Origin of the sequence: Bradyrhizobium brasilense, assembly GCF_029714345.1 — a bacterium.
GTDB classification, from domain to species: domain Bacteria; phylum Pseudomonadota; class Alphaproteobacteria; order Rhizobiales; family Xanthobacteraceae; genus Bradyrhizobium; species Bradyrhizobium australafricanum.
Genome location: NZ_CP121669.1, coordinates 1,725,714 through 1,743,918 on the forward strand (window position 1 = coordinate 1,725,714; position 18,205 = coordinate 1,743,918).

At 58.7% G+C, this 18,205-nt stretch carries 19 protein-coding genes and 1 pseudogene; 13 read left to right on the forward strand and 7 right to left on the reverse strand.

Annotation, left to right across the window (positions count from 1 at the left end; genetic code table 11):
• Positions 1–59 precede the first annotated feature (59 nt).
• The gene (ku, locus tag QA635_RS07905) at positions 60–929 is read right to left on the reverse strand and encodes a non-homologous end joining protein Ku (protein WP_283068224.1); all 870 of its coding nucleotides are present in this window, start codon (positions 927–929) and stop codon (positions 60–62) included.
• A 64-nt stretch (positions 930–993) separates the two neighbouring features.
• Positions 994–1,449 carry a DUF2267 domain-containing protein gene (locus tag QA635_RS07910; protein ID WP_283068225.1) on the reverse strand — a complete coding sequence of 152 codons (456 nt, stop codon included), beginning with the start codon at positions 1,447–1,449 and terminating at the stop codon, positions 994–996.
• A 357-nt stretch (positions 1,450–1,806) separates the two neighbouring features.
• Here QA635_RS07910 and QA635_RS07915 point away from each other — a divergent pair, with 357 nt between their 5' ends.
• The 4 genes from QA635_RS07915 (at position 1,807) to QA635_RS07930 (ending at position 4,574) form a co-directional block, all read left to right on the forward strand.
• Complete coding sequence (locus tag QA635_RS07915; protein WP_283068226.1) at positions 1,807–2,367, forward strand: type 1 glutamine amidotransferase domain-containing protein; 561 nt, start codon at positions 1,807–1,809, stop codon at positions 2,365–2,367.
• Positions 2,368–2,466: 99 nt separating this feature from the next.
• On the forward strand, positions 2,467–2,796 hold the full coding sequence (locus QA635_RS07920; RefSeq protein ID WP_283068227.1) for a hypothetical protein: 330 nt from the start codon (positions 2,467–2,469) through the stop codon (positions 2,794–2,796).
• A 560-nt stretch (positions 2,797–3,356) separates the two neighbouring features.
• Positions 3,357–3,707, forward strand: a complete 351-nt coding sequence (locus QA635_RS07925) for a DUF5335 domain-containing protein (protein WP_283068228.1) — start codon at positions 3,357–3,359, stop codon at positions 3,705–3,707.
• Between the two features lie 441 nt (positions 3,708–4,148).
• Positions 4,149–4,574, forward strand: a complete 426-nt coding sequence (locus QA635_RS07930) for a DUF3775 domain-containing protein (RefSeq protein ID WP_283068229.1) — start codon at positions 4,149–4,151, stop codon at positions 4,572–4,574.
• Positions 4,575–5,010: 436 nt separating this feature from the next.
• Here the strand turns inward: QA635_RS07930 and QA635_RS41715 are convergent, their stop codons facing one another.
• A complete protein-coding gene (locus QA635_RS41715; protein ID WP_425249138.1) occupies positions 5,011–5,565 on the reverse strand; it encodes a TetR-like C-terminal domain-containing protein in 555 nt (184 codons plus the stop codon).
• A 598-nt stretch (positions 5,566–6,163) separates the two neighbouring features.
• On the opposite strand from QA635_RS41715, the gene QA635_RS07935 reads away from it, so the two are divergent.
• Positions 6,164–7,138: an AraC-like ligand-binding domain-containing protein gene (locus tag QA635_RS07935; protein ID WP_283068230.1), complete on the forward strand. Its 975-nt coding sequence runs from the start codon at positions 6,164–6,166 to the stop codon at positions 7,136–7,138.
• A gap of 74 nt (positions 7,139–7,212) precedes the next feature.
• Here the strand turns inward: QA635_RS07935 and QA635_RS07940 are convergent, their stop codons facing one another.
• From QA635_RS07940 to QA635_RS07950, 3 genes are all read right to left on the reverse strand, one after another.
• Positions 7,213–7,362, reverse strand: a complete 150-nt coding sequence (locus tag QA635_RS07940) for a hypothetical protein (RefSeq protein ID WP_283068231.1) — start codon at positions 7,360–7,362, stop codon at positions 7,213–7,215.
• Between the two features lie 104 nt (positions 7,363–7,466).
• Positions 7,467–7,718, reverse strand: coding sequence for a hypothetical protein (locus QA635_RS07945; protein WP_283068232.1), 252 nt, complete (start codon positions 7,716–7,718; stop codon positions 7,467–7,469).
• 928 nt (positions 7,719–8,646) lie between these two features.
• A complete protein-coding gene (locus QA635_RS07950) occupies positions 8,647–8,790 on the reverse strand; it encodes a hypothetical protein (RefSeq protein WP_283072203.1) in 144 nt (47 codons plus the stop codon).
• A 216-nt stretch (positions 8,791–9,006) separates the two neighbouring features.
• On the opposite strand from QA635_RS07950, the pseudogene QA635_RS07955 reads away from it, so the two are divergent.
• A pseudogene (locus QA635_RS07955) lies at positions 9,007–9,153 on the forward strand (NAD(P)-dependent oxidoreductase); the annotation flags it as partial.
• A 156-nt stretch (positions 9,154–9,309) separates the two neighbouring features.
• Here QA635_RS07955 and QA635_RS07960 read toward each other — a convergent pair.
• Entirely contained in the window at positions 9,310–10,356 is a 1,047-nt protein-coding gene (locus QA635_RS07960) for a zinc-dependent alcohol dehydrogenase family protein (RefSeq protein ID WP_283068233.1), read from the reverse strand.
• 65 nt (positions 10,357–10,421) lie between these two features.
• On the opposite strand from QA635_RS07960, the gene QA635_RS07965 reads away from it, so the two are divergent.
• From QA635_RS07965 to zwf, 7 genes are all read left to right on the forward strand, one after another.
• Positions 10,422–10,697: a hypothetical protein gene (locus QA635_RS07965; protein WP_283068234.1), complete on the forward strand. Its 276-nt coding sequence runs from the start codon at positions 10,422–10,424 to the stop codon at positions 10,695–10,697.
• Positions 10,698–11,281: 584 nt separating this feature from the next.
• On the forward strand, positions 11,282–12,154 hold the full coding sequence (locus QA635_RS07970; RefSeq protein ID WP_283071513.1) for a lactate/malate family dehydrogenase: 873 nt from the start codon (positions 11,282–11,284) through the stop codon (positions 12,152–12,154).
• 531 nt (positions 12,155–12,685) lie between these two features.
• The gene (locus QA635_RS07975; RefSeq protein WP_283068235.1) at positions 12,686–13,474 is read left to right on the forward strand and encodes a DUF1931 family protein; all 789 of its coding nucleotides are present in this window, start codon (positions 12,686–12,688) and stop codon (positions 13,472–13,474) included.
• A 304-nt stretch (positions 13,475–13,778) separates the two neighbouring features.
• Positions 13,779–14,144: a universal stress protein gene (locus QA635_RS07980; RefSeq protein WP_283071515.1), complete on the forward strand. Its 366-nt coding sequence runs from the start codon at positions 13,779–13,781 to the stop codon at positions 14,142–14,144.
• A gap of 37 nt (positions 14,145–14,181) precedes the next feature.
• Positions 14,182–15,924 (forward strand): FAD-dependent oxidoreductase, encoded by a 1,743-nt coding sequence (locus tag QA635_RS07985; protein WP_283068236.1) that lies wholly within the window; start codon positions 14,182–14,184, stop codon positions 15,922–15,924.
• A gap of 187 nt (positions 15,925–16,111) precedes the next feature.
• Entirely contained in the window at positions 16,112–16,564 is a 453-nt protein-coding gene (locus QA635_RS07990; RefSeq protein ID WP_283068237.1) for a hypothetical protein, read from the forward strand.
• Between the two features lie 73 nt (positions 16,565–16,637).
• The gene (gene zwf / locus QA635_RS07995; protein ID WP_283071517.1) at positions 16,638–18,146 is read left to right on the forward strand and encodes a glucose-6-phosphate dehydrogenase; all 1,509 of its coding nucleotides are present in this window, start codon (positions 16,638–16,640) and stop codon (positions 18,144–18,146) included.
• Positions 18,147–18,205: the final 59 nt, after the last annotated feature.

Genomic DNA, 18,205 nt, shown 5'->3' on the forward strand with positions numbered 1-18,205 from the left:
GCAGGATTGGTCATCGGAGACGATGCTAAGTGCCCTCGCAGGTATCGCTGCGACGCCAATTAGCTTGCCTTCCTGGCCCGTATCGACGACCGTTTCGCCGCGACTTGCTTGAATCTCCTAGTGACACGCTGATGAGGCGCTAAAGGCGTGCTGCGGCCATCTGCTGCGCTCTGGCGCAATGCATCCATCAGGTCAATAACCTCAGCCGAGGGCCGCTTTTTTGGTTTATCGATCTTTTCGCCGCGTTGTTTCCTCTTAATTAGCGCTCGCAGGGCTCGCTCGTAGTGATCTTCAAATTGTTCGGGATGAAAGTGACCAGCCTTCATCGCGAGTATTTTCCTCCCTAGCTCGAGCATTTCTCTCGGTACTCCCTCCTCTGGCAGATCACCGAAATAATCTTTCTCGTCCCGGATTTCATAGGGATATCGCAGCGTCACGCCCACCAGGCCCTTGCCATGCGGCTCAATCGCCATCACATGTTCGCGGGTCGTGAGCACCACCCTGCCGAGCGCTACCATGCCCTCTTTCCTGATTGCTTCTCTGATGACCCCGTACGCCTGCCGGCCGATTTCCCCCGCCGGGGTCATGTAGTAGGGACGGCTCAAATAGAGATCGTCAATCTCGTTTCGTGGCACGAACTGGTCGATCTCGATTGTATGCGTCCCTTCGATCCCGATCGTCTTGAGTTCATCCTCGGTGAGGGCGACATATTGCCCCCCACCGACTTCATAGCCCATGACGATGTCTTGCGACTCTACCTGCTTGCCGGTCTCAGCATCAAGCTTGCAGTATTTGATCCGGTGCCCGGTGTTCTTGTTGATCAGATGAAATCGGACCTTCTCGCGGTCAGAGATCGCCGGAAACAGCTGGATCGGACACGACACTAGCGACAAACGCAGATAGCCCTTCCAGTAAGCACGTGGGGCCATCAACTTCTCCATTCGCAAATCTATCGTGTGTCAGCTAGTTGCAACGAGTTTCTGGTTGGGCTGCCTACTTTGCGACAGGGCCAGACGACGCCCAGGTGACTGGCCAAAACGAGCGGATCTCCTTAGGCAGAGACTGAACTACGTGTCCGATTTCTCCTGCGGAGACATGGTTCTCAAGGGTCTGGAAGACGGCACGCACAGCATCTTCGCGGTTGATGAGCGCTGTGTTCGGGAGGCGCGTGTCAATCGAGGCTAGGAATTCGTCCCTCGACCGAATCTTTTCCGGCTTCCCGGCGGGACGCCATGCCTCGTAGTAGATACCGCGTATTAGCATCGGGAGTTGCTCGCCGAGATGAGCCGCCTCGTCGATTATCAAGCGGTCGCGCAGGCAATGCAGCACCGCTCGCAATGCCTGATAGGCCTCGTGACGATCGGTACCTAGCGTCTCTCCGATTTCTTTGAGCCACGTGTTCGTCTTGTGAAGCGTTTCGTCAAACACTTCTAGGCCGGTCAAGCTCATGATCACACCTTCTGGACTGAATGCGGACATTCCAAATGCGGGTCGGAGCCCGATTGGTCGGTCACGCCCCCCAAAGCTTTAAAATTTTGCGCGCGACCGCCTAGGGCGCCTTGATAGGCGTCAATTCCGATCCACTGGAAAGAAGCCCCATGTGCAACCGGCGACCGTTGGGCTTTTGTGCTCGACGCAACAATCGGATAGCATCTACCGTGGCCATTGAACGAGTGATGATCTAGCCACCGCCAGGACAGTCGATCGCTTCGTACCGCAATCAGATAAAAATTGCGCGTTTGAAGCCGCAGGAACGATAGGGCGAAAAGCCGATTGATAGGGGAGCCCTTCTGAAGGAGTTTCCTGATGGATCTGAAAGGCAAGAAGATCGCGATCTTGGCGACCCATGGCTTCGAACAATCCGAACTTGAAGTGCCTCGCGACCGTTTGAAGAAAGCGGGTGCAACCGTCGAGGTGATTTCGTTGGCGACCGGCGAAATCAAGGGGTGGGACATGAAGGACTGGGGTCGGCCGGTGAAGGTCGACAAGTCGCTCGATCAAGTCTCATCGTCGGACTACGACGCCATCGTGCTACCGGGCGGGCAGATCAATCCCGACCTGCTCCGGGTCGAACCGAAAGCCCTCAAGTTCATCAAGGAGATTTTCGACGCCCAGAAGATCGTCGCCGCGGTCTGCCACGCACCGTGGTTGTTGATCGAGACCGGGATCGCGAAGGGACGGATGATGACGTCCTACAAGTCGATCAAGACCGACGTCATCAATGCCGGCGCGAAATGGGAGGACTCCCAGGTGGTGGTCGACCAGGGCGTGATCACCTCGCGCAACCCCGGTGACCTCGAAGCGTTCAGCGCGAAGATCATCGAGGAGGTCAAGGAAGGCCGCCACGTTAGGCGGAGCGTAGCCTAGCCGCTGTTAGTCGGCCTTTGTGCTGCAATGGTAGAAGCGGGGGCGACCTCGTCTCGCCGGGACCGCTTGCGCCCCGCGGTGAAACCGCAGGAGGCACCAATGACAACGGTGGTAATGACAACGGTCCGAAAGAAACGAATTCACCGCCACGGCGAGAACGAAGTCGTTCGGGCCGATCAACTGAGCAGCCGCAGCTGGCCGTTAGACCCACGCGCTCGGGAATTAGAGATGAAAGCAAAGTCCGTCACTGTCGGTTCGGAGCGGATCCTCGTGCTCGACCAGGGAAAGGAGGCGTTCGGGGCGATCACCGATTTCGCGAACAAGGTGCAGGTCAGCGGCGCCGCGGCGACAGTTGCCTTCGCGCACGCCGGCCTCGCGGCTAGAAGCTACAAGCCCCTGTCAACGAGTAATGCGAAGTCCTTAGCCTGATCGGCGATTTGGTGGAGAGCGATAGCCCCAAGGCCAGCCTTCGCCCTCACGCAGTGCCTGGTCTGCGGGCTCGGTGCGCGGTGGGTTGCGGCGACGTTGGAAGTCACGGTCAACGAAACGGTCAAGCATATGGGGCGGAAAAAGCGCCCCCATCTCGCGATCGCTCTCCTCAATCTCTGAACGGGAAGCTGAACCTGCCATTGATTCATTGCATTTCCGTCGGCGATCGAGGATTTGATCGCGCTTTGGCTCAGTCGTTGCCGACGCAAAAGAAAATTAGTAAGGTACTGAGATCTTGAGCCGCACTCACAAGCGTCCAGTTGCACAAAAACGGAAGTGGACCATCTGAGGCGTCTTTTGCCGAAGACGGCGTCGAACTTTGCTATCGCGCGATAGATAACAAAGATCACTTCTTGAGATGATTGAGCGTGGGCTTGACGGAATGCGTTGTGTTGGCATGGCAAATTTTGTGGAAAGTTGATCGTTGTCAGCGCGTAGAAACGGGCTGCCAGTTACTGGCGTGGGGAATCCGGCGGAATCTAACTCGGAGACTCCGAACAATGGCAAAGAAGCTCGAAAAATCGCAGTGGAGCGTCTATTTCGATATCATTTCAAAAGCACTGGGCGGCAAACGTGCCGAGATCGAGGTGACGTCGCTTAAGCTCGGTGATCAGGTCGAGGCGCACTGGCTACCGTTTTTTGGGATTTCCTATGATCCGAAGGACGACCTAATCTCGCTCGTGCTCGAAGGACATGACCATCTGATCCACAAGCCCAGAGAAATATACATCGAAGGCGAAGGTCTGGAGTTGTTTAGCCTTGAGGTTATCGACGCGGACGGCGTGCGTCAGATCGTCGTCCTCAGAGATCCTCTGATGCTGCCGGCGCCATCTGCGGTAAAGGCGGGCTGATCTTCCACCAATTCAAAGAAATAAACGAATGCTCATGCTTTGGAGCGCGCAGAAATGCCGTGATCATCCAATCGGGAAGCTGCTCGCGATGAGAGCCCGGATGCGCTCCAACAGGAGTAGCATATGGTCAGGCGTCATAGTTTCAAACGGCTCTTCGCTCAATCGCGGTTCAAAATCGGACGCCGCAGCATTAGCCCGATTCAGCCGCATCCGGAATTATCAGTTCGGGAGCGATCGAGAGCCCCCGACAGTGCTGCAAGACGAAGACAGCTTCGACCTCAGGCATTCAGCTCCACGAACCTGTCAATCGATCGCAATAGATGATTGGCGGAACGTGCTGCTTGGGCGGGCCGGCAAGCGGCGCATTTCCGCGGTATGGCGCCACGGATCATCTCGTGGTCCGGCGCGTTGATCGAAACGCCCGCAACTAAGGAGCAAGCGATGTCCGAGCTAGCCGTTTCACGCGAAAAGGTCAGCTTTCTGATCGAAAAAGCGCATGAGTTTGATGTCAAGGACCTGCCGGCCGATGAAGAGTCCGGATCGAATCCTACTGATGATGCTGAAATCGACGTTTTGCAGGACGATGGTTGCGACGCTGTCGCTGCCGAGATGGCGAGCTTCATCAGGGCCTTGAACGAGGACGAACAGATCGACCTTGTCGCGTTGATGTGGCTCGGACGGGGCGATGGCACGATCGACGAGTGGGAAGATCTGCGTAGCCAGGCGGCTGAACGGCGAAACGGATACAGCAACCCGCGTTGGGAGACCGTGCGCTACCTGCTCGGCGAACCGCTGTTGGGCGATTTCCTGGCCGAGGGCCTAGACAAGTTCGGAATATCCTGGGGCGATGAGGCGCCCACGCCCTGACGAGCATATTCACGGTGGCCGAGAGGAGCGTCGTGAAATTAGCTCAAGGTGAACGAACAAGCCCTTGAATTAGAAACGCGGAATCCGCGCTCTTGGCCCAGCCGAACGCGGGACCGGAGACCAAATCAGACCCATTAGCGCGTAGGTACAATGACAAAGCGCACCCGGACATTCTATCGACGAGGCAGGACACTTCAAGAGGTCAGAGCGGGAAGGAAAACCTAACGCGCTCTCGATGTCTTGAAAATCAGAGGCGCGCCCACGCGATCAAAAAGAGACTTGCGCACGCGAAAGAGGAGATAAGTGATTGTCTGACTATCCGAAGCCGCCTTACCCCAATCAGAAACCGCCCGCACCCGGTTGCACCGCCTAGATGGACCCGCGTCCGGATCATGGCGAGCACAGCTACGGCACGCTGGCGATGTTGTGGTCGCGCTCACGGCACCCTAGCAGCAGCAGCCCCGATCGACCCCACCCCAGCTAGGTATATCTCGACCACCCTTTCGAAGCTCTCGTCATATGAATAGACGTCCAAGAATGAGCCTAGGATCTGATGCACGGTAAAGCCGCGGACTAAGCTCCGAAGCATATACAAGGCGTCTTCTGCGTGTTGCCCATGCACCCCACATTCGGCGAGAACAGATTCGATGAGGTCGCAAATTTCTTTGTGGCCTGCCCTCCACTCAGCGCAATCGCTTATGGACGTTCTCGATCCGGCAGCCCACAAGGCGGGACGCTCCAACGCATATTGTCGCATTTCTCGGGCAACTGACCTAAGAGCGTCAAAGGACGTTTTGCCCTCGCGTGCTGTCGTCAACCTAGCGAGCAGGTCGCGATAGCACTTGATGGCGAAAAATCTCCGCAATTCCGGAATTGTGCAGCGCTTGTCGGAGGAGAAATGTTCTACCTCTGAGGCGAGGTCTGCTGCCAGCAGTTGATCCCAGGATGCCGACAAAATTTCATCGACGTCGAAGCTATGTTCGCGGTTCATAAATCCAGCCCCACGTTCAGGAGGAACGCCGGTTGCTTCCGCAGATACGCGACTTCGATCACGTTGCCACGGGTGCTGACTCTTCTACATCGCCTTGACACCGGCTTTGGACGGGACGTGAACAAAAGATAGAACTCAGTGAGATCACCTGGGAGACTTGCCTCAAGTTGTGCGCCGGTGTCCCAAACGCTCAACACCAAGCAGTTTGTCGACCACAAACCATCGATCGACCTGCATCTGGCGTAAAGTGGGGTGGAGAAAACCACGCGCTTCGGCTCCGCTAGATTATAGGGCGGGAACCCCAGTGTTCGCGTGTTCCTATCCTTCTTGTGGAGGACATTGGCTCGCGGAACGTTTCCGGGTTCCACTGGCGGTGTTTCTGTCTGTTGAGACGTCTGACGGTGATGCATCGTGGGTCGTCGCATGTGCGGCCACCGGGGTGTTGCGCATTCCGGCGAAAAGCTACAAAGTTTCCTTAGAGTGAACGTGCAACAACGCAGTTTCGCGTTGCGTCTGTTTCTAGCAGATGCTCTGTGCTTTCAATCGGCGGCCATGGACCAATTCGTCGGCTGATCTACGGTTAACGAACGGCAAACACGTGGAAACCATCTTCTCGACCTCCTCGGTTCATCCCCGCGACCGATTTGACTATTGGCACAGCCTGGCCTGCAAGAAGATCGTCGGTCATGACTCAGTGCCGGAAAATCGCCTGACGTTCCAAGCCGAGATCAATGCCGCGAAGTTCGGCAACCTGGACCTGGTTGAATTCAGCAACTCACCGATGCAGGTCTCTCACACCTTGGCCCACGTCGAGCGCACCGGCCCCGACACGTTGTTCCTGTGTTACCAATTGTCGGGCAGCGTCCTTATCGTCCAGAACGCGCGCGAGGTTAACCTGGACGCCGGTTCTCTGATGCTGCTTGAGCCGCTGTTGCCTTATGATGCGAGGTTTTCGCCAGACTCGAAAACCCTCCTCATCAAGGTTCCGCGCCGTGAGCTACGCGCACGGATCGGTACAAACCGCGAGTTGATCGGGCGTCGCGTGACGGCCGAGCGGACGGACGATGGTCTGGCGCTTTCGGTCGCTGCAAAATTGCCATCGCTCGCTGGGAGGACAGCTTCCATAACGGAAGAAATGGTCGGCAATCACGTGCTTGACTTACTCGGACTATCCATTGCGAGAACAATTGGGAACGCTACCGCTCGCGTCTCGAATCCAAAAGCGCTATTGCTGGGACAGATTCGTTCGGTGGTGGAAGCGAGGCTCACCGATCCCGACCTCGACGGACAGAAGGTCGCCGATATCGTTGGAATAAGCGTCCGATACGCCAATGCGCTTCTTGCCGAACAGGACTCCTCACTTCACCGTCTCATTCTGGCCCGACGGCTCTCGCGTTGCCGGTTTGCTCTTGAAGACCCCAACCAAGATCATCGAACCATAACCGAAATTGCACAGGGATGGGGGTTTTCGGACATGACGCATTTTGGCCGCTGCTTTAAAGGGGCTTATGGGGTTTCACCGCGCGAGTATCAGAAAGCAGCGGCGCGATCTCGGCAAGATGGTCGGCCCTGACCCTGGCTTTCGAGAGAAAATCTTGGCCGACCTCCATCGGCGGTCCGCTTAGAACTGTCGACGTATTTTTAGCTTCAGGACTTCAACAACATTGCAAGCGATGTCAGCGTCACGTTGCCGGCTGGATCTTGGTCGGCTGCCTCGAGCTTCTTCGCGCCAATGGCGCGCGCCTGATCGAAGCGGCGCACGCTGGCGACGTTGACCGGGTTATAGGTCTTGCGCACTGCTTGTTGCGGTCGACCGTGTTGGCCATCTTGTTGGACTGATCCTCGACCATGCCGCCGCTGGCCTCGCCCTCGACGGCGCCCGAGCGGCGCATGTCCTGCAGCTAGCGGATCTCGGACTTGCCGAACGCGAGCTCGAGCGCGGCGCGGAAACCCTGGTTGAGCGAGCTCTCGGTGTAGGGGCTAGGTACGATGTGCCTGCCGCCGTGATCGCCGCCCCACTGGTCGGTCTCGCCGTTGCGGCCCACCGGCTTGCCACCTCGCGTCCAGAACAGCGGCGTCGCGTCGAGCAGCTCGACGCCGTTGAACTGTTTGGCCAGATAGGCGAGCAGGACCGCGAGCGACCACTTTGTCATCGTAGCGGCCGCCGCGCGGTCGGTCGCGCCAGCTCGAATTAGACGCCGGCGGGATCGCGGCGCGCCTGGGTTGTCGACCGGCGACAGCTGGCTGTCCCACGCAACGGCCATCAGCGCGGCCAGACCATAGTATTCGTTTGCATGCGATCTGCACGAGGCGGAGCACTTCCCGGCGCAGCCACATCTCCGCGCGCGGCTTCGGCGGCGTGTTGGCGAACGACTTCGATGAACCCGCCTCGAGGTCGCAATCTTGATCGCGGCTATCTTCATCCACAGCGCGCACCAGACCTTGATCACCATGTGGCGCTCGGTGATCGACACCGCGGCCTCGATTTCCGCAACCAGGCACTTTGCCTCGCCGGTGACGTCCTCGAGACGCAGGAAGAAGTGTGATGAGGCTCGATCGTGCGCGGGTCGCAGTCCGCGAACTCCGGCTCTCCGCCACGCCCATCGCCTTCGCAGGCGTCGTGCGCAGGGCTTTGTGAGTGCGGCGCCGGTCAGGCGCACAGCGGTGCGGATGCCGACGCCCTCGCAAAGCGCGGCAAATGACTTCAATCTGCTTTTCGCGGTGAAGTACGTTCACGAAGCTATTCCTTCGGGTTGAAGGGGGTGGGCTTCGGGCGACTCCGGAATGCACGCCCGTCAAGGCATATATTACGCAGAACGGTTGTCGCGTCGGGCTCATCCCGGGCGGTGATCGGGGGTCGTTTCCGCGCCAACGGGCGAGCCCTTTAGCTTCCTCGCGCAGGCTGTTGGCCTCTTCCGCGAGACGTTCCTCTAATGAGTGTTCTTGCTTGAAAAGACGCCGCTTGCTGGTCATGGCGCGGCTCCCTACTGGCGTTAGGCGGGAGCGCATACGGTGCGATCTCATCACCGGGTTCATGACGCTAGGAGACCTCAAACAGGGATAACCAAAAGGTTGGCCGTCCTACGCGAACAGGTCTTTCCCAGCCCGCAGCATCCTCACGAAGGTGCCAATGCCACTCTGGTGGTACTCGAGCCAGCCCTGATCCTTGGCGTACTCCAAGCCGGCCCAATACTCAGCCGGCGTCGCCTTGTCCTGAAAGAGCATCGGACAGTTGATCTTCTCGAATTAGATCCGGCCATCCTGGATCGGCTCGAACGCGCGGGCGTGCTCCATGAGCCGGCGCGCGGCGTTCTCCAAGTCCGCCCAGCGGCGGTCTTCCTTCATCTTCATCGTCGAATTCCATCGCGCCTTTTGCGCAGCGTTGATGTGAGGAGTGTGAATCTGGCTTTCGGCCGGTCGGCGGCTATCATCTCGCGCCGCAGGGTGAAGAATTTCGGCGAGCAGGTCCCAATTAAATGGGCAGGGCGCCCGCCGAACTTGCAACGGCTTTTCATGCTGGCGGACCCGCTGTCGAGCTACACTTCAGGAACAACTGCTGCGGTGACGGACGGAAAGCCGCTTATCTGATCGCTCCCTTCAACAATTTCATCCATTCGGGAACCTTGCCAACAAACGGCCTTCAGCCATCGGCGGCAAGTCAGTTCGGGCAGGGTGCCGAACTTTTCGGCTTTTGCGCGCCATCAATCTCGCACCGCCGTCAAGTCTGTCGACCTAGATTATCTTTCAAGCTTCGGTTACTGAGATGATGACCTTGAGAGCGTTCGTCTTGGCCGCCTCGCCGAACGTCGCATAGGCGTCCATGATATTGTCGAGCTTGAAGTGGTGCGTGATCAGTCGCTTGGGATCGATCTTGTGTGATTGTACAGTCTTGAGCAGCATCGGCGTTGTGACGGTATCGACGAGCCTTGTCGTGATCGCGATATTGCGGTCCCAAAGGCGTTCCAGATGCAGATCGACTTTGACGCCATGGACGCCGATGTTAGCAATGACACCACCCGGCGCCACGATGTCCTCGCAAGTGACAAAGCTTGAGGGAAGGCCGACGGCTTCGATCGCGGTATCGACGCCGCGACCGTCGGTCATCTTCATGATTTTCTCGACTGCCTTGCCGTCCTTATTGTTTATTGTTGTGTTCGCACCGAAGCGGGACGACATTTCGAGCCGGTTGTCGTCAAAGTCGATCACTATGAGTTCCGACGGTGAGTAGAATTGCGCCGTCAGCAATGCCGCAAGCCCGATCGGGCCGGCTCCGACGATCGCGATGGTCGCGCCGGGTTCAACCTTGCCGTTGAGCACGCCGCATTCGAACCCGGTGGGCAGGATATCGCTCAGCATTACTAATGCTTCCTCATCCGCTCCGGCGGGGATGCGGTATAGGCTGGTTTCGGCAAAGGGAATGCGGACATACTCGGCCTGGGTGCCGTCAGTCGTGTTGCCGAGGATCCAGCCCCCGTTGACACAATGCGAGTACATTCCGCGGCGGCAGTAGTCGCATTTTGCGCAGGACGAGATGCAGGACACGATCACTCGGTCGCCGGCCCGAAAGGCGTTGACGGCGGCTCCGACTTCTTCGATGACACCGGTGCCTTCGTGGCCAAGGATACGGCCTGGTGTACAGGTCGGCACGTCGCCTTTGAGGATATGCAAATCCGTTCCGCAAATCGTCGTCCTGACGATCTTGACGATAGCGTCCGTTGGCGCGGCAATCTTCGGTTTTGGGCGATCCTCAAGCGCCTTCTTTCCGGGGCCTTGGTATACCAGCGCCTTCATAACTATTCTCCTACGTTCGATTTTGCCAATCGAGTGAATCGTCTCGAGCATCAGGCGATGCCCTAGTGCCACCGGGTGCCATCCTCGCCACGCTGCGCCTGGACATCGTCGCGTTTCATTGCACCGAGCAGGCGCGTGATCAGGACCGCGCCGGGCGCTCCGATCGAACAACCGTGGACAACGGCACCACACTCCACTTTGACGACATCCTGAGCGAGCCCAAGCTGCCGGTCATTGCGATGGTGATCGATGCAAAGGCCTCATCTCGATGCGTCCAATCTCGTCAACCGGATCAGGCGCCTGTCGGACGACAGGATAGGGCCGAGCCCCAACATGCGTAGCGAAGACTAGGGCAGTTACTTCCTAGATCCCTTGATAGCCATCAATCGTCCGTATTATTCGGCGAGCAGGAGGAGCTGGGACTATATATTTGTCATCACAGGTTGCAGGATTGCGACCCGACCGCGCCCAAGCCGATCGAGATCACCGTCGACTGAAGACGCATCAAGCCTGCGCCGATTGACATTCGAGGCGAACGTGAGAGGACCTGTTCATTGACGATGATCAATGCTCGAAGTCGTTGCGGAGTTCATGATGCTTCCGTTGCCAGCGACGAAGGAAGTTACTATGCGGCTCGGAAAATATACATCTCTTGCGATTTATCCGGCCCGCCCGCCTGGCCCGTCCGGTTTTGTTCCGTAGAGCATGCGGAGACTGCATGCGCATGATGCCTGCTCAGGCATCTTGATAGGCTCGATCGTTAAGTCCTCGAACGCTAACGAACATTGCGAACCGGCGTTCACGCGATCGACAAATAATTCACTCGTGATGGGGCATCGGCTGACGGTCTTTGGAACGCAGGTTCATCATGAAAGTCGGAATCGTTGGAGCAGGCAGGGTAGGGTGCTCCTGTGCTCTTGCCATGATGATACGGGGGAGTGCCCGGACAATTGTGATCGTGGACCGAACGCCTAAACGGGCGAAGGCGGTCGCCACCGATCTTCGTTATGGAGCGCCGCTCGGCCCAAAGAGCACCATTGTTGATGGCGACTATGAAGAGCTTGCCGATGCTCAGCTGGTTATGATTGCTGCTGGCATCAATGAAAAGGCGGGCGGCGCCACCGACCGCAACGATCCCCAGGGCAGGTTGCGGTTGCTCGACAAGAATGCTGAAATCTACCACGAGATCGTTCCGCGCATTGTGCACGCCGCGCCTAGCGCGGTGATATTGGTCGTGACCGATCCGCCGGATCCGCTCGCTGATATTGCGCGCGCAAGCGTAAGCCACGATCGGGTGCTAAGTACCGGTACGTTTTTGGATACCTTGCGTTTCCGCGTTCATCTGGCGGCGCATTTCGGCATCGATGCCAATCAGGTAGAGGCGCAGGTGGTCGGCGAACATGGGATCTCGCAGGTATTCCTCTGGTCAACCGCCCGGATTGCCGGCGTGCCGGTCGGCGAGCTCGTCGGACTTCGTGACCGAGTGCCTCACAGTTTGCGCAGGCAGATTGAGGCAGACGTTCGTTACGCGAATATCTCTATCATCGAAGGCAACGACGCGAGCCAGTTTGGCATTGGTATCGTTGCGTCGCGGATCGCGGAAATTGTTCTTCGCGATGAACGAGCGGTGATTCCGATCGGCAGCTATAACGACAAATTTCGCGTCACTCTCTCATTTCCAAGCGTCGTCGGGCGCGAGGGAGTGCTTCGGATTTTCGAGCCGGAGATGTCCGTCGAGGAGCAGCGGGCGCTGGAACTCGGCGCGGCTAACTTAAGGAGGTCGCTAGGTCGTCGGTAGACGGGAAGCATATTGTCGGGCCGCGGCGCCGGACGCGAAATGCGTCCGGCATGCCAGAGCTGATTGGAGGATCAATCCGTCAGCCTGGTCCGCGGCTCTCGTGACCTCACGCCATGCCTCCACCTGCTTGCGGCGTGGATGCCGGGGGCCAGGCGTGACCTTGGCCTTGCATCGACAGTTGCTTCTTCGGGCTTGGCGCGGCGAGCTTCGGCGCGCTCACGATTAGGGCTGCAGATGCGCTTTGCACCTAGTGGCAGGCCGCGAGGGGACTCCGCACGTTGCCGGTTGGCGCGCCCACGAGCGAGTCAACGACGCCATGACCATTCGATGCGGCAGCCTGAAAAGGACTCAGCCGGTACGGCTGGAACAGCGTGTTGGTGTCCGCCGTCTGCCTGACGCGAGCCCTGCCGCAACGATGGTGGCTTCGCCTGTGTTTTCCTCCCTTCGAGGATGAAGAGACCCGCGCGATGGTGACGCGCGCTGAAGTCCACACCACGCAACAAAAATGTCGCAGTTTCGTGGAATTGCTCCGTGAGAAAGATCAGTTTCATGTCCGTGACAGAAAATCGCGCAAAACTGACGGCCATCAAGAGGGAGGCCGGCCTGCGCACGGTATCATGCGGCAAGGAGACGCTGCCTATGATGATCGCCGCCGTGCAATCGAACCAGCCGCGCGCCAGCCTTGTTATGCACATGGCGAGAATCGAGCGATTTTGTCGGATCGTAGCCGACGTCGACAAGCAGGATATCAAGCGCTACAGCGATTTCATCAACCAAAAGCTTTATGATCTCCTGCTGCGGGCCCAGGCGGTCGCCAAGGCGATCGGGGGCGTGATCCTGGAGCCATTTGTCCTGCCGATCACCAAGGGGTTGCAGGAATGCATCCACGGATTCGCAAGGCTCGACGAAGAGATCGAACTGCGGCCAATCCTCAACCGCCTCGCCGCACACCCGCCGCTTGATCTTGTTTACGGTGAAGATGTCGAGGCTCGCCTACCGGAGATCGTGGGTGGTCTGAGCATCGCGCTCGCGCGCACCTTCAACATCATCGACCCTGGGCTAAAGAATCCGAGCATTGGCGGAAGTGTTTTCGTATTTTCGATCTGCTGCTGTAGCTGCGCGAACGGCAGAGTAGCCAAACATCGCAACGGCAGTCGTGAGCGAGGAGAGAGCGATGATCAAGGATGTAATGGTGTGGCTGGACGGTGGCGCCTCCGACGAGATTCGCCTGGCAGCCGTCGCCGATATGACCCGCCAGCTGGAGACCCGCGTGGTCATCGGGTTGTATCTCAACGTTCTGCCATTGCCGGGGCCTATTGAGGGCGACGTCACCGCCCCAATCGTCGAGCATGCGCGCGAAACTGGCAATGCGATGGAGGAGGCACTAGGCAAGCGGCTGCGAATGCTGGATCGGATGGTCGAGATCCGGCGCTTCGATGTCTTGTCCGATGAGGTAGCCAAAATTGCCGCGCGAGAGGCGCGCTCCGCCGACACCTTCGTGGCGCTTCGTCCCAATGGCGCGATGGATCCGGAACAGCTCGTCGAAGGCGTGCTGTTCGGTTCTGGCAGGAACGTTTATCTCGTCCCCGAGACGGAGCGGCCGAAGATCGCCTTCGATCGCATTATGGTCGCTTGGAACGGGAGCCGGGAAGCGGCTCGTGCGCTTGCCGAAGCGATGCCGTTTCTTCACAAGGCGGAAAGTGTGTCGGTCATCGTTGCGACCGGCGAAAAGCCTACCGAGGAGGAGGCGGTAATGGGGATCGATGCGGTTAATCATCTTCGGCATCATGGAATCAAGGCCAGCCTGCATCGCATCAAGTGCCGCTCAAGCGAAGTCGGGCCGCAATTGATGGCTGAGGCCGAGCGCCGGAAGGCGAACCTTATTGTCATGGGCGGATATGGTCATATGCGCCTGCGCGAGCGGCTGCTCGGCGGGGTGACCTACAGCCTGTTGCATGAAGCGCCTATCCCGCTGCTGATGGCGCATTAGGAACACGTGGCACCTTGCCCCGACAGCGAGATTGCAGATGCCGACGATTGATAGCCGCCGCGAGCAGATGTTTCCCAAGCTTGCGCCGCATGAAATCGACCGTCTTCGTCGCTTCGGCACGGTGCGGAACTACCATGCCGGCGAAGCGCTGTTCGTGACCGGAGAAGTCGCCCCGGGCATGTGTGTGCTGATCAAGGGCTCGGTGCGCGTCGTCAGGCGCGATCCGCTAGGCCATTGCGCGCCGATTGTGGAGCAGGGACCCGGGGAATTCGTCGCCGAAGTGGGACAATTATCAGGCCAGCCCGCCTTTGTCGATGTTCACGCCATCGACGATGTCCAAGCCCTCTTGATCCCGCCGGAGAATCTACGCGCGTTGATGATTGGGGAGCCCGAACTCGGCGAACGGATCATGGAGGCTTTGATCCTCCGCCGCGTTGCGCTGGTCGAGGCCGGCGCCGGTGGTCCGGTCCTAATCGGCCACGAATCGAGCCCAGACGTTGTGCGCCTGCAAGGCTTTCTCGCCCGCAATGCGTATCCACATCAATTGCTCGATCCAGCAAAGGACCCCGACGCTGCGAAGCTTGTCCAGCAATATGCACCAAATCCGGCAGATCTGCCGCTTGCGGTCTGTCCGAAAGGAACAATCCTGAAGAATCCGAGAGAAGCAGAGCTGGCGCGCGCGCTTGGAATGGTGCCGATCGACGACGAGAGCCGAACGTATGATGTCGCAGTCGTTGGCGCTGGCCCGGCGGGCCTTTCGACGGCGGTCTATGCCGCATCAGAGGGCTTGTCAGTCGTCGTCTTCGACGCCCGTGCCTTCGGGGGGCAAGCCGGAGCCAGCGCGCGGATCGAGAATTATCTCGGTTTTCCCGCCGGCATTTCCGGCCAAGCGCTCACCGGCCGTGCCTACGTCCAGGCGCAGAAATTTGGCGCGCGGATGGTGATCCCTGCGGGCATATCGCGACTCGATTCGAGCGAATCGCCGTTCACGCTGCATCTGGAGGATAGGCGGCGTGTGAGGGCCTCGACAGTGGTGGTTGCGAGTGGCGCCCGCTACCGCCGCCTCGACGTGCCGAATCTGCCGAGTTTCGAGGGACGCGGCGTTTGGTATTGGGCTTCGCCGATCGAGGCACGCCTGTGTCGGGGCGAGGAGATCGTCCTGGTCGGAGGCGGAAATTCAGCGGGCCAAGCCGCCGTATTCCTGCACAACTTCGCAAAAAAAATCTGGATGCTGGTGCGTGGACCAAGCCTCACAGAGAGCATGTCGCGTTACCTGATCGACCGCATCGCGAATCTCGATAATATCGAGGTGCTGACTCATACCGAGGTGGTCGCGCTTTATGGCAGCCGGGAAGGGCAATTGCAGCGCGTACGCTGGCGCAACAGCTCGACCGGCGAGGAAATCGAGAAGCCGATTCGCCACCTCTTCCTCTTCATCGGCGCGGAGCCGGCAACGGCTTGGCTTAAGGACGCCGGGATCGCGTTGGACAGCAAGAATTTTGTGCTGACTGGATGGGACACTCCCTCCAAAATCCGCTCGAAGGGTGACGCTGGCCGTCCGTTGCTGCTCGAGACTAGCGTAGGCGGTGTATTCGCCGCCGGCGATGTGCGATCCGGGTCGGTCAAGCGCGTGGGTGCTGCGATCGGTGAGGGGGCCGTCGTCGGGGCGGAGCTACACATTGCGCTTGCCAACGGCCAAGTGCGAGACAAGAGTGAACAACGCGCCAGTCAAGACGCGCGCGAAACCGCAAAGGCACTTGCAGTCCCACCACGGCAGTGAGCAGCGGCGATGCCGAGATGTATCACGGCCACGACTTGCGAAGCTGACCATTGCCAAGTTCGGCAGCGGTGGACCCCGGCCGTCTCGCGATTTCAAACAAGCCACGGATATCTTGACGGCCATCAAGGGCTAGCTCGGCGGTTTGCGGCATCCTCGTTCGGATCAAGGAACCCAGCGGAGAACATCCATGTGCGACTACAGCCTACATGCCGTTACGTCACGCCCCGCAAAGGTGGGAGAGAGTTTGGTGTCGACCAGTTTTCGCGGCACATCGACCCGCGGCTTCGCTGCCAAAGACGAACCCACCGTCGCCGTTTGTCTACTGCCCGGCACCGAACTCGCATTCGAGCAGGACGTGAGATACAATCGCAACTGGTTGTTGACCAAGAGCGCGGGCTTCCGTGTCGCCCAATTCTGCGTGATCAAGCCGAAAACGCCGGGGCAGCACCACGATGCCCTGCTCTTTCCCGACGGCACCATCGTTCTTGTGAATCTACTGTCGGAAGGACAGCATGCTCGAGTACTTCAATTGCCAGCTGTCTGGCTGACAAAGAAGAGCGGCGCTCACGCTAGGCCCGCCCCCGACTCGGCCGAGCAGGATGACCGCGTTGAGATCGAACCTGCTCAACAAACATCATAGGTCTGGGCGGATAATTGGTGCTGCTCCCGTCCTCAGGGGCGCGGAGGGCGACGCGATATCTCGTCAAGCGTTCGTGAGAAACGTCCAACCCTACCCGAAGCCGCAATCCTGCGCCCTTGTCATCTTCGGTGTCACAGGAGACCTGACCAAACGGCTGGTGATGCCTTCGCTTTACAATCTTGCGGCAGCCGAACTGTTGCCGGAAAGATTCTGCGTCGTTGGCGTCGCGCGCTGCTGCATGTCGAACGAAGCGCTGCGCGAGCGCCTAATGAAGGGCCTGCATCAGTTCGCAACCCGTCCGGTGGAAGATACGGTCGCGAATCGCCTTCTGGAATGCATCACCTCTGTCGAGGCCGATCCCGGCGACGGCCCTTCTTACGATCGTCTCAAAGAGCAGCTTGAACGGTTGGAAGCCGCGCGCGAAACCGAGGGCAATCGGCTGTTCTATTTGGCGACACCGCCTGATGCCTTCGTGCCGATCGTGCGCCAACTCGGCCGTCTCGGCTTGTTGAAGGAGCATCCCGGCGCTTGGCGGCGGCTCGTGATCGAAAAGCCGTTTGGAAGCGATCTGGCATCGGCGCGCGCGTTGAATGCGGAATTGTTGAACATTCTCGGCGAACACCAGATCTACCGAATCGATCATTACCTTGGCAAAGAGACCGTCCAGAACATCCTGGTGCTACGCTTCGCCAACGGAATGTTCGAGCCGATCTGGAACCGCCATCACATCGATCACGTGCAGATCATCGTGGATGAGCAACTCGGCGTTAACCATCGCGGTAGCTTTTATGACGCGACGGGCGCGCTGCGCGACATGGTACCGAACCATCTGTTTCAGCTGTTATCGCTGGTCGCCATGGAGCCGCCGAGACATTTCGATGCCAATAACGTGCGTTCGGAAAAGGACGGAGTGCTGGCGGCGATTCAGTCTCAGAGCGAAGATGAGGCGCTGAAAAACTCCGTGCGCGGCCAATACACTGCCGGGAAAATCGGCGACACTGAAATTACGGATTATCGAAATACTCCGGATGTCAGGCCAGACAGCGCTACGGAGACTTACGTTGCGATGAAACTGAATATTGACAACTGGCGGTGGGCCGGGGTCCCCTTCTACCTGCGCACCGGCAAGGCGCTCGCCATGAAGCGCACGGAAGTGGCGATAAAATTCCGCGAGCCGCCGTTTGCGATGTTTCGATGCACGCCCGTCGAGCAACTGGCTGAGAACTATCTCGTCATCGGCGTCGAGCCGAGCGAAGGCATCACGCTGCAGTTCAACACCAAGGTGCCGGGGCCGGTGATCAGGATCGACGGCGTACAAATGAAGTTTCTCTACAAGGACTACTTCAAGTCCGAGCCTGCGACGGGATATGAGACCTTGATTTACGATTGCATGATCGGCGACAATATTCTGTTTCAACGCGCCGACGGCGTGGAAGCCGGCTGGCGGGCGGTTCAGCCGCTCCTCGACGCCTGGAAACGAGTGGGCAGCAAGGGATTGGAATTCTATCCTGCGGGCAGCGAGGGCCCTCAGGGCGCGTTTGAGCTTTTGAAGCGCGATGGCCGAAGCTGGCGGAAGCTCTGACGGCGATGCGCTTGCGGAAACGGCCGCCGAGCGGTTGTGGCCAAGGATCCAGTGTTGAC

Bases quoted from the DNA above. Each gene is read 5' to 3' on its own strand.
- ku (WP_283068224.1), bottom strand. From the start codon at position 929: ATGGCCCCACGTGCTTACTGGAAGGGCTATCTGCGTTTGTCGCTAGTG.
- QA635_RS07910 (WP_283068225.1), bottom strand. From the start codon at position 1,449: ATGAGCTTGACCGGCCTAGAAGTGTTTGACGAAACGCTTCACAAGACG.
- QA635_RS07915 (WP_283068226.1), top strand. From the start codon at position 1,807: ATGGATCTGAAAGGCAAGAAGATCGCGATCTTGGCGACCCATGGCTTC.
- QA635_RS07920 (WP_283068227.1), top strand. From the start codon at position 2,467: ATGACAACGGTGGTAATGACAACGGTCCGAAAGAAACGAATTCACCGC.
- QA635_RS07925 (WP_283068228.1), top strand. From the start codon at position 3,357: ATGGCAAAGAAGCTCGAAAAATCGCAGTGGAGCGTCTATTTCGATATC.
- QA635_RS07930 (WP_283068229.1), top strand. From the start codon at position 4,149: ATGTCCGAGCTAGCCGTTTCACGCGAAAAGGTCAGCTTTCTGATCGAA.
- QA635_RS41715 (WP_425249138.1), bottom strand. From the start codon at position 5,565: ATGAACCGCGAACATAGCTTCGACGTCGATGAAATTTTGTCGGCATCC.
- QA635_RS07945 (WP_283068232.1), bottom strand. From the start codon at position 7,718: ATGACAAAGTGGTCGCTCGCGGTCCTGCTCGCCTATCTGGCCAAACAG.
- QA635_RS07950 (WP_283072203.1), bottom strand. From the start codon at position 8,790: ATGCTCTTTCAGGACAAGGCGACGCCGGCTGAGTATTGGGCCGGCTTG.
- QA635_RS07960 (WP_283068233.1), bottom strand. From the start codon at position 10,356: ATGAAGGCGCTGGTATACCAAGGCCCCGGAAAGAAGGCGCTTGAGGAT.
- QA635_RS07970 (WP_283071513.1), top strand. From the start codon at position 11,282: ATGATACGGGGGAGTGCCCGGACAATTGTGATCGTGGACCGAACGCCT.
- QA635_RS07980 (WP_283071515.1), top strand. From the start codon at position 13,779: ATGGTCGCTTGGAACGGGAGCCGGGAAGCGGCTCGTGCGCTTGCCGAA.
- QA635_RS07985 (WP_283068236.1), top strand. From the start codon at position 14,182: ATGCCGACGATTGATAGCCGCCGCGAGCAGATGTTTCCCAAGCTTGCG.
- QA635_RS07990 (WP_283068237.1), top strand. From the start codon at position 16,112: ATGTGCGACTACAGCCTACATGCCGTTACGTCACGCCCCGCAAAGGTG.